Source organism: Microcoleus sp. S13_C5 (assembly GCF_036700845.1).
In the GTDB taxonomy this organism is placed as follows: domain Bacteria; phylum Cyanobacteriota; class Cyanobacteriia; order Cyanobacteriales; family Microcoleaceae; genus Microcoleus.
The window spans coordinates 1-11,533 of record NZ_JAUBPR010000166.1; the positions used below are offsets into that span (position 1 = coordinate 1).

The following is an 11,533-nucleotide window of genomic DNA, read 5'->3' on the forward strand; positions in this document are numbered from 1 at the left end:
AGCCCTGACCTGCTTAAATTGCTCTCTATCTTGCTGATTTTACTCGATCATTAAAAAGATCTCAAATGGGTTCTATAACAAAGTCTTTGCGTAAAAAAAATTGCCGGTTGAGCGAAGTCGAGACCGGACTTGTGACCAGCAGTGCGTCAGCCCTAAAATAGTTACGATCTCGATCATCAAATAAGAATTACTTGCATTAATATAGTAAAGCAATGACTATAGATGGCTGTAGAGAGACCATCGTGTCAATTACCAGATGAAAAAATCTATCATTATAGAACAATGAGCATTTCTCGGCGTATTTTTCTTGCCAGCGGTACAGCAATGGCTGTCGTGGCAGTGGGCGAACTAAGCAAAAAAGCCCCTGTCGCAGCCCAAACCGGCACTCTCAACCTTTATTCAGCACGTCACTACGATACTGATAATGAGTTGTACCAAAGCTTCACCAAAAAAACTGGGATTAAGGTTAACCTCGTTGAAGCGGATGCTGACCAACTAATTGAACGGATCAGAAGTGAAGGTGCAAATAGCCCTGCTGATGTTTTCATCACGGTGGATGGTGGGCGTTTGTGGCGGGCAAAACAAGCAGGTATTCTGCAACCTGTGTCTTCAACAGTCCTGACATCGGCAATTCCAGCAAGTTTGCGAGATCCTCAAGGTTTCTGGTTTGGTCTATCGCGTCGGGCACGGGTGATTGTTTATAACAAAAGCAAGGTGAACCCGACCCAATTGTCAACCTATGAGGCGCTGACAGAACCTCGGTGGAAAGGCAAAGTTTTAGTGCGATCGTCCACTAATATCTATAATCAGTCTCTGGTTGGGGCTATGTTAGCGGTTCATGGAGCTCAAAAAACAGAAGCTTGGGCGCGAGGATTGGTGGCTAATTTTGCGCGTCCTCCAGAGGGAAATGATACGGCGCAAATCAAGGCTGTTGCTGATGGGGTAGGCGATATTGCCATTGTTAATACCTATTATGTAGCTCGCTTAATGAAATCGAAAGATCCAGCAGAAAAAGCGATCGCGGCGAAAGTAGGTGTATTTTTCCCGAACCAGCGCGATCGCGGTACCCACGTCAATATTAGTGGTGGAGGTGTAGTCAAAACCTCCCGTAACAAAGCAGGCGCGATCAAATTCTTGGAGCACTTAGCCAGTCCCGAAGCGCAACAAATTTTTGCTAGGGGTAATTACGAATACCCTGTGATTTCAGGTGCGGTGATCGATCCTGTGGTTGCCAGTTTTGGTACATTCAAATCTGACCCTCTCAACCCTGACGTGTTTGGGAAAAATAACGCCGACGCTTTAAAGATTGCCGATCGCGCCGGATGGAAATAGAGGCTTTTTGAACAACAAGCTACTCTTTGTGATTCGGCGGTTGAAACCGCCGAATCCAATCAACTTTAATTTTTAATTTTACCATCCGGCATTATAGCGCCTTTCAGGTTTGCCCCTTTCAGGTTTGCCCCAGTCAAATCAGCACTATTTAAGTCAGTTTCACTTAAATCGGCATTACTAAGATTGGCATTATTCAGTTTTGCACCTCGCAAAAAAGCCCCCTTGAGATTTGCATTACTCAAATCAGCATTTGTGAGATCAGCAGAAAATAAACCTGCTTTTTCCAGAGAAGCACCTTTTAAATTTGCACCTTTGAGATTGACGCTATCGAGTAAGGCTTCATTAAGTTTGACCTTTTCTAGCACAGCACCTTCCAACTTAGCACCATTGAGATTAGCGCTTGTTAAATCCATGTCACTTAACTTGGTATCAGTCAGGTCACATCCGGGACATTGCTTAGTTTTTTGTAATGTTTCGAGGGGGCTTGTCGCCTGTTTTTGACATCCAAAGGTGACAAAAATAGTAAGTAGTAAGAAAGAGATTTTGCCCGTAGTGCGGAGTAACATTGCTAATTTTTTATTAATCATCTTGATTTATGAATGAAAAAGGAAGAGGGAAGAAGGGTTGATACATTCTCCTGAAACCCGCCAGGGAATAACTTCCCTGTCTAATAGCAAAAGTCGGTTTCAACCGACTGAAATCCTGGCTGTATAGTCGTCTGAAGACGACTTTCGCTATGATACAGGGGTTGAAACCCCTGTCGGACTATAGCTTTAAAAGAATCAATCAGCTCTGCAAGCAGGGAAGAGATTTGGCGGTTATAGTGTTGAAGACTGGCGCGATCGCGCAATTTTCCAACTTAATAAAATAACTGGTAACATCCCCACTAAAACAATTGCCAATGCTGGGCCAGAAGCTTCAGCTAATCGCTCATCTGAGGCAAGTTGATAAGTTCGCACAGCCAAGGTATCAAAGTTAAAAGGTCTAATAATTATAGTAGCAGGTAACTCTTTCATCACATCAACGAATACTAACATTATAGCAGTTAATAAACCTCCCGTCATCATTGGTGTATGAACTGTAACTAAAGTTTGCATCGGACTATAACCCAAACTTCTCGCCGCATCATCTAAATTAGGCTTAATTTTGCTCAAACTGGACTCCACGGCATTTAAAGAAACAGCGAGGAAGCGAACTATATAAGCAAATACCAAAGCTGCGATCGTACCACTTAACAACAAGCCTGTAGAAATTCCCAAGTTTTCACGCATCCAACTATCAAATAGATTGTCAAAATTTCCAATGGGAACCATAATCCCCACTGCAATGACAGAACCAGGTACAGCATAGCCCATTGCTGCAACTCTAGTTCCTAACTGCACTCCTAAATTAGGATATAACCGTAAGCCATAAGCCATAATCAACGCAATAACTACGGCTAAAATTGCTGTCAGTGTTGCCAAAATTAAACTATGACGGGCAAATATCCAAAAGCGTTCATCTAAGGTTACTTGCCAATTTGCTAAGGTCAACTTGACTAAAAGACCTGCTGGCAATAAAAAACCCAAAAATAGCGGCAGGAAACAAGCCATTACCGCTAAAAATTCCCGGATTCCTTTAAGCTGATAAGTTTGCAGTTGGCGATAGCGACTGCTAGCTTGATAATATTTAGTCCGACTGCGCGACCAGCGTTCTACTAAAATTAAACCCAGAACAAATAATAATAGCATGGCAGCTAATTGATTTGCTGCAATTCGTTCTCCCATGCCAAACCAAGTCCGATAAATACCTGTGGTGAATGTATCAACTCCAAAATACTGAACAGTGCCATAATCGTTGAGAGTTTCCATCAAAGCCAGTGCTAAACCTGCAACAATTGCGGGTCTTGCCATTGGTAAGGCAACTGTAATAAAACTCCGCCAAGGACTACAGCCCAGTATTCTACTAGCTTCTAGCGTACAAGTGGATTGCTCCAAAAATGCAACTCTTGTTAATAGGTAGACGTAGGGATATAAAACTAAGATTAGCATTAAGATTGCTCCCGGGAGCGATCGCACGTTAGGAAACCAATAGTCTCCATAACTCCAGCCAAAAATATAACGCAAAGCACTTTGAACTGGGCCGGAAAATTCTAAAAAGTCTGTATAAGTATAAGCTAACACATAAGCTGGGGCCGCTAAGGGTAACAGTAATGCCCATTCAAATACGCGACTGGCGCGAAAGCGACACATTGTTACTAGCCAGGCACATCCTATGCCGATCGCGACAACACCACAGCCGACACCGATCGCTAACCATAAAGAGTTGACAATATAACGGATTAACACGGTATCAGTTAAATGTTGCCATGTATCTTTAGCTTCAACAAAGATACTGGATAAGACACTGAGAACTGGTATGGCGATCGGCAATGCTAAAGCGATAATTGCCACAGTCCACCCACTAGCGAATAGACCGCGTAAGGTCGATCGCCATTGGATTGTCCTGATTCCTGTTTGCTGTAGTGATTGTTGGGAATTTTTCATCGCTAGTAAAAAGTCTAGCTTGCTACTTTATCAGTAGGTGTAAACATTTGTCAAGTCTTGATGACAATTTATCTCACTAAACTGGTTTATTGTAGAATAGTAAGTTGTTGATTATTTATAGCAATAATGGCTCCACCTATAATTCTGCATTTGGATGGTGTAACAAAACAGTATTCCCAAGCAGCATCACCTGCGGTGGCATCTGTCACCCTGACATTACATCAAGGAGATATACTGGGGTTGTTGGGGCCATCGGGTTGTGGGAAAACAACATTGCTGCGGTTAATTGCTGGTTTTGAACAGCTACAAGCAGGGACGATCGCTTTAGCAGGAAAAACTGTAGCGAGTGTTAATATGTCAGTGCCGCCGGAACAGCGAGACATTGGTATGGTGTTTCAAGACTATGCACTCTTCCCCCATTTGACAGTAGCGAAAAATGTAGCTTTTGGCTTGACGCATCAAGGAAAAGAGTCAAAGCAGAATATTCAGAAAGGTGTCGCAGAAGCTTTAGCGTTGGTGGGATTAGAAGGATTAGAAAACCGTTATCCCCATGAATTATCGGGGGGTCAGCAACAGCGAGTAGCCTTGGCCCGTGCTTTAGCCCCTAGACCTGCGATTATTTTACTAGATGAACCGTTGAGTAATTTAGATGTACAAGTACGGTTAAGATTGCGTCAGGAAGTCCGCGAGATTCTCAAAGCAACGGGAACCTCTGGTGTATTTGTCACCCACGATCGCGAAGAAGCACTTTCGATTTCTGATTGGGTAGCGGTGATGCGTCAAGGCCAATTAGAACAGTTTGGCACTCCAGAGGAAGTTTATCAAGAACCAGCATCTCGATTTGTGGCTGAGTTTGTGACGCAAGCTAATTTTGTGTCTGCATCGCTGAAGCAGGATTTTTGGGAAACAGAAGTAGGTTGTTTTGCTGTTAAACGAGATTCAGGTTCACAAGTTCCCTGTGATGTTTCTACTCAAGGAGAATTGATGATCCGGCAGGAAGACTTGAGTTTATACTTAGATGAAGATTCGCCTGTTGTGATTTGCGATCGCCAATTCTTAGGCAGAGAAAATCGTTATTGTTTAAAAACACCTTCTGGCGAAATGTTATATGCACTCACAACCACAGGAAATGTTTTTCCCATTGGTTCTAAAGTTCGGTTATCTTGTGGTGAGAATTCTCCCTTAGCTTTCTTTGTCGGTAAGCCTAAGCCATAGCTAATTGCTAATTCCTAATTGCTAATTGCTAATTGGGAAAAAATCCTCCCCTTCTTCCCATCTCCCAGTTTCCCCCTCTTCCTTCTTCGTTATACTGTCTGATAGGTTTTCTGTCTATCGCGGTTGTCAGGGAAGGGGCTAGTCACGATATCCTCTGCTTTTATACCCGCTGCAATCAGCGCTTGGCTTAGACCTTCCTCGAAGTTATCTTCTTCAATTACAACTTGATTATCGACTAAACGAGCATGAAACAGAATCGTGTCAATCCAGCGCTGTTTATCCCAGCCTGTAGCCAGAACCAGAAAGTGACCAGAATCGACATCACAGACGGGGTAAAGCTGGATCGCCTGTAAACGGGGTTGGGCGCGAGTTGCTTCTTGCAGGGTTTTTTCGAGGATGTCTGCATAGCTTAGTGAGTTATCCATTGGAGAATCACCTCTTGATTTGGTTCGTAAACTAATAAATTGATTTTATTTCATTGGACGGGTAACTAAAAAATTGGTTTTTGAAAGTATTTAATGTAGCTCGCTTGGCTCACAGCTAAAAACAACTGACGCTCCGGTTCTTGGCCTTCCAATGCCCATTGGTAAAGCCTACGCAGACATCGTTTTTTCCAGTTCGCTAATAACTGATGGTGAATCGAAGTCTGGCGCATCTCATAGTTGCAAATCTATACGAAATAATAAGGTTTTCAGCCGTAATCTCCTCTTTTTTTGAGTTGATATTGACATGAAATAAAATATCTGGTAAATTATAGAATAAATTAGGCTAAGCATTATGAATAAGAGACCCGCAATACCAGCAGCTTTGGAAAGAGAAGTGAAGATGGAATCGGGACACAGATGCGCTATTCCTACATGCAAACAAACACCTGTGGATATACACCATATCGTTCCTTGGGAAACTTGCCAAAACCACGAATTTGATAACCTTATAGCCCTGTGTCCTAACTGTCATAGAAAAGCGCACGACGGTGACATAGACAGAAAATCAATCAAGATGTACAAGCATAATCTTTCTATCGTAAACAGCAGGTATGGTGATTACGAGCGTAGGATTTTACTGTATTTTGTTGAAAATTCTGATGATCGATTCATTAACCTTCCACAGGATAAAAATACAGATATTCTATTGATGTTTTTGATTCGAGATAAACTACTACTTCCTCAACCTGACAGAGGACCATTTACAGTGTCAGCAAGAGGTACAGAAAAGATGTGGTACGAATTAACGGAAGAAGGACAACAGTTTATTTCTAAATGGCAACTTGCAGAAGACATTGAATAAACAGATAAGGTTCGTTGACGCAACCCAACTTTCCCGCCACGGAACGGCGAAGCGTCTTTCTGCTTTTCCTTTGCTGCCAACGCCAACCACGCCAATGGTAGAAAATCATGATTATAGATAGAAGTTGAAGAATGAAGAAATTAGAAATTTTTACGCTCGCTAGTTGCATGGTTATTCATGCTGTAACTGGAGCAGTAGCTAGGCCAGTTGAGAGACAAGTAGTAAATTGTGAGTCAACAGTTCAAGGTATCTGGCTTAAGCCCGGACGCTATGAACTTCTCCTAGAGACGGCTGGTGGAGCTGGTGCGACTTACAATAATTTCTACACTTTTGCTTCCGATCGAATTAGTAGAGATAAGCTTATTGCAAAAATAGCATTCACATTCTATTTTTCAGGCGGACGAGGGGTAGAGAATAACTTCGTTGAATGGGTTAATGGTCAAAAGGAAGGAGTTAAATATAAGGCTCTTAATTCTAGCTTTTATAAATTTGAGTACAGTTTTGATAAGGGTGGATATCTTCGTTGCATTAATGTAAGTCGAGACTGAAATTAAAACCGTCTCAACAATCTGCCGACTCCCCAAAACCTTCATCATTCAACTTTCCGCAACCTGAACCGCGAAACCTCATCTTTCTTTGCCATCGCCGCGATCGCTTTTTCCAAAAGGGGAATCGCATCCCGTTGGGTTTGCTCTTCTGCGCGATCGCCAATATGCCGCCACTCCCGTCAGCAACAAATTCCCCTCGCTATCCCACCAGCGCAACCATTGCTGAGTCTGATTTTGATAACTGCCTTCCCATAGGCCCAATTGTACTCCTATAAGTTTGATCGGGTAGTCAAGGAAACAATATTACAAAAGAAAAGCCTTTCATCCCCAGACTCAAGTCACCGGGATGAAAGGCTTTTGCAGGTTTTAACCAGCCTTTAATCTTGTTGGTTTGACAGATTTAAGCTACTTTTATTCAAATGAAAGTATGTTAATTTTCGGACTTCTGTCCTTGCGATTCTCGCACAGCAACTTCTGAATCCGGCTGATTCAGAGCCATTTCTAGAGATTTTGCAATCTCGACAGGTTCGGGAGTACGCTTAGAAAATCCCCAGACAAACATCAAGACGATACTGGAAACTAGCAGCCATTGCGGAGGAACTAAATCCGGATTAATTACTTTCACCAACAACCGCATTCCCACGAACCCAACTGTGATGTAACCAGCACTTTCTAGGTGAACGAACTCATCCAGCCAGCGGATGAACAATCCTGCCATGAATCGCAGGGCAATAATTCCAATAGTAGCGCCTGTTACGACGATAAAAGTGTTGTCAGAAACGGCGATCGCAGTAGTAACGCTATCCAATGAAAATGCTAAATCCGTAAAAGCAATCATGGGAATTGCTTGCCACACCGAGGCAAATCTGGGCCCATGATGTTCTCCGTCGGAGTCTGTATCTGAAGTAAAATGTTGGAAAACAAGCCACAGCAGGTAGAGAGCACCAAGCAGTTCAAACTGCCAGTATTGGATCACCCAAGTAGCCGTTAAAATTAGGGCTATCCGCAGTACAAAAGCAATTATCAAACCAACGTTGAGAGCCTTTTGCTGTTGCTTGGCATCTTCCAAACCTTTAGAAATAGACGCCAGGGCGATCGCGTTGTCAGCCGAAAGTACAGCCTCCAAAGCCACCAAAACCAACAATAATAAAAAGCCGTCAACTCCAAAATTGGGTGAAGCGTCGAGAAATTGATCTAGCATTAACTATTTTGTGCACCTAAAATTGGCAAGGGTCGAGCGCAGCGCAAATTACCCGCTCTGTCTAACATTAGTGTCACCTTCACTTAAATCTTAACCTAACGCGGTAATTCTGTGGGAGGCGATCGTCCGAACAACGTCCGAAGGAAGCAGTCCCAGGAAACAAGGAAAAATTCTGGCGTTGCACAACTTGAGGCGGCTTCTTGTGGGTTAGGCGTCCCGCCTGCGAAAATACACGCCTTCGGGATACTGCGCCCATCCCACAAAACAATCAAAATCATCCCGCAATTATGCAACACCAAAATTCTCGCCCTCCGACACTCAAAAACTGCGCCACTGCGCCACTGCGCCACTGCGTCACTCCTCCCCGGACGCACCATTTGTGTTGCAAGTTGTAACAAATGATTCCCAAAAGCGCCAATTTGTCTCAAATTGGTGAAAGCTCGTCCCCGCGAAAAGGAGTTTTGCGAATATGTCTTTAACAGATACCCAAGTCTACGTAGCGCTCGTAATTGCTTTGATTCCCGGAATCTTGGCTTTCCGGTTGTCAACTGAACTGTACAAATAGTTTCCAGACACCAGTTGCGAACCGCAAAACGCCTGCCTGACCAGTTAAATCTCTCGCATTACAGATACAGACAATTGCTGCCCCAGTGCAGTAGATTGTTTGTGTTCAGCAAGACGAGACTGCAAGGGCAGGCATTTTTATGGAGAAATTCCGTCTTCACGCATCACCTTTGTCTCACAATTTTGGCTGTCAGCACCCTGACAAACAGCGGCGAGTGTGCGTTAAGCTCAGAATTTGCTCTTTTGAACTCTAAAACGTCAGTCTCAGGTATTTGAAAAAAAATTATGCAAGCGATTCAACCCACCGTTACCCCACTGCGTCCTGTAAAAAACTCCCCTCGGGTTACTCCTCGTCGCAGCAGCAGCCGCCAGCGTTCTTACCCTCACCAAACCCTCGCGGCCGAAACAGGGGTCAAGTTGGCAGTCAACATGGTACTTTCAGTCTGTGCCACTTCTGCTTTGGTTCAGCTTTGGCCTCACTACCGGGCGGTGCAAGAAAAATTGCACGAAATCCAAGCTGAAGTCAATCTTACCCAAGGGCGAGTAAATCAGTCGCGATCGGACTTTAACCGCTACTTTGACCCTAGTCTTGCTAAAACTGTGATGCAAGAGCAAAGCAACCAAGTTGACCCGCAGCAGCGTCCGGTGATTTTGCAAGAAACCGAGGTACCCGAAGCCGAGGACTCAACCCCCGAACCTTAAGAGAACGCCTGTTTTGGGTTTTGATATCACGTCCGATGTGCATCATTCTTGGATGTCATTGCTTCGCACAGCGAAGAATGACAGATGAATCTGTCGGACGTGAATATCACTTTTGACTTAAAGAGTTTTTAGGATCATTGTTGTCTGTCCTTGCGAACGAAACGCAGAGACAGACATAGACCGGTCTATTGACGCCCTGCTGCAAGCTCAAAACTTCAAACTCCGGCTTATACTGACTTTGCCAGCACGGTTGTTTCTTTCAGTAGTTGCAGTGCAGCTTGATATTGCAAGTCTGCTTCGGTGCCAATCTGATCGCGCGCTATAGGTTCCAAAGGCACTACGCGATCGGGCGCAATCCCCAGCTTGTTAATATCTTTATGGTTAGGTGTCTCGTACTTAGCAACAGTCACAGCCAACCCGGAACCGTCAGACAAATCAAACAGCGACTGAATCAGTCCTTTGCCAAAAGTCTTTTCTCCTACCAGTTGAGCTCTGCCGTTATCTTGCAGCGCACCCGCCAAAATTTCGCTAGCACTGGCAGTTCCCTTGTTCACCAAAACAATCAGTGGATCGTTAGTTAGGGCTTTTCCAGAGGCTTCAAAACTGCCGAGGATGCCTTGTCTGTTCACCGTGTAGACGATCGTCCCGGAATCGAGCCACAGGCGGGCAATTTCAATCCCTGCTTGCAACAGTCCCCCCGGGTTGTTTCGCAGGTCGAGAATGTAGGCAGCGGCTCCTTGTTTTTCCAAGCGGTCGATCGCGCGGCCGACTTCCTCAGTGGCGTTAGCGCTGAATTGACTCAAGCGAATGTAGCCCACCGGTAAATTCTCCGACCCCGACTGCAATTCGGCGTAAACCGGATTCAGAGCAATGCGATCGCGCACTAGCTCAATTTCCTCAGCAGCGTCCCTTCCCTCGCGCCCCAAGGTCAAGGTAACGGGAGTGCCGATGCGGCCGCGCATTCGAGTTGCTGCTTCGTCTAGGCTCAATTCTGAGGTAGGAGTGCCGTCAATTTTTAGAATGCGATCGAGGGGTTGGATGCCAGCTTTATCCGCCGGTGAGCCGGCCAAAGGAGCCACCACTGTCAGGGTATTTGTCTGGGGGTCGATCGCAATTTGCAGCCCCACTCCCGTCAATTCTCCCGAAGTGTTAACCTGCAAGCTGCGGTACTGTTCGGGTTTCAGCAGTCGAGTGAACGGGTCGTCGAGATTCGCCAGCATCCCCTGAATAGCCGTGTAAGTCTGCTGTCTGTCGTTGAGCGGTTGCTTGACAGCTTTTTCGCGAATCGACCACCAATTGTGATTGTTGAATTTGTCATCCACATAAGAGCGATTGACAATTCGCCACGCTTCGCTCAATAGCTGCTGTTCAGGAGTTAGGGCCGCGGCAGGCTGCGCCCACCCACCTAGAACTAGGACGACTTGGAGGGAAAGTAAAATCGCAATCTGGAAAACTCGTCTGTGCATGATTTTTCTGTAAAATACCAGTAAGTATTACATTTTATAAAACATACCCTGAAAACCCTGTGACTTTAGTCCAGGTATGAAAGGGCGTTGCAGGATAAATCCTGCCTAATCTCTTTGTGCCTCAATGTACGGTTTAACAGTTTCCGTGCCAATATTCCCAGCAGTCGAAACAAAATAGGTGGGCGTCCATAAAGTAGGCAATTTAAGGAGTTCAGGAAACTCCTTTCTCAAATGATGTGACCGAAAGCATCCAGGATACAAGCCCCCGGATTCATCCGTCCAGAAATAAAAAACCTGTATCAGATGAAACTTGCCCCCCGAATTTATCCGTGGGGTCAATCTAAAATCTAAAATCTAAAATCTAAAATCGCGCAATCGATTGACGCTCTTCCTTTAATCTTCCTGATAATTGTAGCCCGGTCATCTATTGGCTTAGCATTGATAAACAGATGAACGTGATCCGGCATAATCTTCATCGCGATGATGCAGCATCGGTTTTCATTACAGACATCGTAAATAATCTGTTGCAGTCGTTCACCAATGGGAGCGTGTCACTTTTGCGATGAGTAAAAATACTAAAGCAGCTTTTCGTGATTTACCAATTAAGCCGTTTAAGTAGGGTTTGCTGAATAATCGATCGCAAACTAAGAACAGGAGCGATCGATATATTCAAACTCAACTAAAGATAGATTT

Annotated in this window: 14 protein-coding genes and 2 pseudogenes; 6 read left to right on the forward strand and 10 right to left on the reverse strand. The window is 44.5% G+C overall.

What is annotated here, in order from left to right; genetic code table 11:
* Positions 1 to 282: 282 nt before the first annotated feature.
* Positions 283 to 1,332 carry a Fe(3+) ABC transporter substrate-binding protein gene (locus QUA04_RS26750; protein WP_333262971.1) on the forward strand — a complete coding sequence of 350 codons (1,050 nt, stop codon included), beginning with the start codon at positions 283 to 285 and terminating at the stop codon, positions 1,330 to 1,332.
* Between the two features lie 65 nt (positions 1,333 to 1,397).
* Here the strand turns inward: QUA04_RS26750 and QUA04_RS26755 are convergent, their stop codons facing one another.
* Both QUA04_RS26755 and QUA04_RS26760 read right to left on the reverse strand, forming a co-directional pair.
* The gene (locus tag QUA04_RS26755; RefSeq protein WP_333262974.1) at positions 1,398 to 1,919 is read right to left on the reverse strand and encodes a pentapeptide repeat-containing protein; all 522 of its coding nucleotides are present in this window, start codon (positions 1,917 to 1,919) and stop codon (positions 1,398 to 1,400) included.
* A 231-nt stretch (positions 1,920 to 2,150) separates the two neighbouring features.
* Complete coding sequence (locus tag QUA04_RS26760; RefSeq protein ID WP_333262977.1) at positions 2,151 to 3,857, reverse strand: iron ABC transporter permease; 1,707 nt, start codon at positions 3,855 to 3,857, stop codon at positions 2,151 to 2,153.
* Positions 3,858 to 3,983: 126 nt separating this feature from the next.
* On the opposite strand from QUA04_RS26760, the gene QUA04_RS26765 reads away from it, so the two are divergent.
* On the forward strand, positions 3,984 to 5,072 hold the full coding sequence (locus tag QUA04_RS26765; RefSeq protein WP_333262979.1) for an ABC transporter ATP-binding protein: 1,089 nt from the start codon (positions 3,984 to 3,986) through the stop codon (positions 5,070 to 5,072).
* Between the two features lie 89 nt (positions 5,073 to 5,161).
* Here QUA04_RS26765 and QUA04_RS26770 read toward each other — a convergent pair whose 3' ends face one another.
* Together QUA04_RS26770 and QUA04_RS26775 are read right to left on the reverse strand one after the other, a co-directional pair.
* A complete protein-coding gene (locus tag QUA04_RS26770; protein ID WP_333262982.1) occupies positions 5,162 to 5,497 on the reverse strand; it encodes an element excision factor XisI family protein in 336 nt (111 codons plus the stop codon).
* A 65-nt stretch (positions 5,498 to 5,562) separates the two neighbouring features.
* Positions 5,563 to 5,727: an element excision factor XisH family protein gene (locus QUA04_RS26775; protein ID WP_333262985.1), complete on the reverse strand. Its 165-nt coding sequence runs from the start codon at positions 5,725 to 5,727 to the stop codon at positions 5,563 to 5,565.
* A 122-nt stretch (positions 5,728 to 5,849) separates the two neighbouring features.
* On the opposite strand from QUA04_RS26775, the gene QUA04_RS26780 reads away from it, so the two are divergent.
* Together QUA04_RS26780 and QUA04_RS26785 are read left to right on the forward strand one after the other, a co-directional pair.
* A complete protein-coding gene (locus QUA04_RS26780; protein ID WP_333262988.1) occupies positions 5,850 to 6,359 on the forward strand; it encodes an HNH endonuclease signature motif containing protein in 510 nt (169 codons plus the stop codon).
* Between the two features lie 131 nt (positions 6,360 to 6,490).
* Positions 6,491 to 6,907: a hypothetical protein gene (locus QUA04_RS26785; RefSeq protein ID WP_333262991.1), complete on the forward strand. Its 417-nt coding sequence runs from the start codon at positions 6,491 to 6,493 to the stop codon at positions 6,905 to 6,907.
* Positions 6,908 to 7,020: 113 nt separating this feature from the next.
* Here the strand turns inward: QUA04_RS26785 and QUA04_RS26790 are convergent.
* The 3 genes and pseudogenes from QUA04_RS26790 to QUA04_RS26800 all read right to left on the reverse strand — a co-directional run.
* Positions 7,021 to 7,195: pseudogene (locus QUA04_RS26790) on the reverse strand (Uma2 family endonuclease); the annotation flags it as partial.
* A gap of 142 nt (positions 7,196 to 7,337) precedes the next feature.
* Positions 7,338 to 8,108, reverse strand: a complete 771-nt coding sequence (locus QUA04_RS26795) for a TerC family protein (RefSeq protein WP_333262994.1) — start codon at positions 8,106 to 8,108, stop codon at positions 7,338 to 7,340.
* A gap of 95 nt (positions 8,109 to 8,203) precedes the next feature.
* Positions 8,204 to 8,536 (reverse strand): hypothetical protein, encoded by a 333-nt coding sequence (locus QUA04_RS26800; RefSeq protein ID WP_333262997.1) that lies wholly within the window; start codon positions 8,534 to 8,536, stop codon positions 8,204 to 8,206.
* A gap of 41 nt (positions 8,537 to 8,577) precedes the next feature.
* On the opposite strand from QUA04_RS26800, the gene psaM reads away from it, so the two are divergent.
* Both psaM and QUA04_RS26810 read left to right on the forward strand, forming a co-directional pair.
* Positions 8,578 to 8,673, forward strand: coding sequence for a photosystem I reaction center subunit XII (psaM, locus tag QUA04_RS26805; RefSeq protein ID WP_015174804.1), 96 nt, complete (start codon positions 8,578 to 8,580; stop codon positions 8,671 to 8,673).
* A 284-nt stretch (positions 8,674 to 8,957) separates the two neighbouring features.
* Positions 8,958 to 9,374 carry a slr1601 family putative cell division protein gene (locus QUA04_RS26810; RefSeq protein WP_333263000.1) on the forward strand — a complete coding sequence of 139 codons (417 nt, stop codon included), beginning with the start codon at positions 8,958 to 8,960 and terminating at the stop codon, positions 9,372 to 9,374.
* Positions 9,375 to 9,601: 227 nt separating this feature from the next.
* On the opposite strand, the gene ctpA is transcribed toward QUA04_RS26810, so the two are convergent.
* The 3 genes and pseudogenes from ctpA to QUA04_RS30095 form a co-directional block, all read right to left on the reverse strand.
* Positions 9,602 to 10,840: a carboxyl-terminal processing protease CtpA gene (gene ctpA / locus QUA04_RS26815; RefSeq protein WP_333263003.1), complete on the reverse strand. Its 1,239-nt coding sequence runs from the start codon at positions 10,838 to 10,840 to the stop codon at positions 9,602 to 9,604.
* Positions 10,841 to 10,945: 105 nt separating this feature from the next.
* Positions 10,946 to 11,074: pseudogene (locus QUA04_RS26820) on the reverse strand (transposase); the annotation flags it as partial.
* A 113-nt stretch (positions 11,075 to 11,187) separates the two neighbouring features.
* Entirely contained in the window at positions 11,188 to 11,382 is a 195-nt protein-coding gene (locus QUA04_RS30095; protein ID WP_445242380.1) for a transposase, read from the reverse strand.
* Between the last annotated feature and the right edge of the window lie 151 nt (positions 11,383 to 11,533).

Bases quoted from the DNA above. Each gene is read 5' to 3' on its own strand.
- QUA04_RS26750 (WP_333262971.1), top strand. From the start codon at position 283: ATGAGCATTTCTCGGCGTATTTTTCTTGCCAGCGGTACAGCAATGGCT.
- psaM (WP_015174804.1), top strand. From the start codon at position 8,578: ATGTCTTTAACAGATACCCAAGTCTACGTAGCGCTCGTAATTGCTTTG.
- QUA04_RS26780 (WP_333262988.1), top strand. From the start codon at position 5,850: ATGAATAAGAGACCCGCAATACCAGCAGCTTTGGAAAGAGAAGTGAAG.
- QUA04_RS26755 (WP_333262974.1), bottom strand. From the start codon at position 1,919: ATGATTAATAAAAAATTAGCAATGTTACTCCGCACTACGGGCAAAATC.
- QUA04_RS26760 (WP_333262977.1), bottom strand. From the start codon at position 3,857: ATGAAAAATTCCCAACAATCACTACAGCAAACAGGAATCAGGACAATC.
- QUA04_RS26785 (WP_333262991.1), top strand. From the start codon at position 6,491: ATGAAGAAATTAGAAATTTTTACGCTCGCTAGTTGCATGGTTATTCAT.
- QUA04_RS26770 (WP_333262982.1), bottom strand. From the start codon at position 5,497: ATGGATAACTCACTAAGCTATGCAGACATCCTCGAAAAAACCCTGCAA.
- QUA04_RS26765 (WP_333262979.1), top strand. From the start codon at position 3,984: ATGGCTCCACCTATAATTCTGCATTTGGATGGTGTAACAAAACAGTAT.
- QUA04_RS26810 (WP_333263000.1), top strand. From the start codon at position 8,958: ATGCAAGCGATTCAACCCACCGTTACCCCACTGCGTCCTGTAAAAAAC.
- ctpA (WP_333263003.1), bottom strand. From the start codon at position 10,840: ATGCACAGACGAGTTTTCCAGATTGCGATTTTACTTTCCCTCCAAGTC.
- QUA04_RS26775 (WP_333262985.1), bottom strand. From the start codon at position 5,727: ATGCGCCAGACTTCGATTCACCATCAGTTATTAGCGAACTGGAAAAAA.
- QUA04_RS26795 (WP_333262994.1), bottom strand. From the start codon at position 8,108: ATGCTAGATCAATTTCTCGACGCTTCACCCAATTTTGGAGTTGACGGC.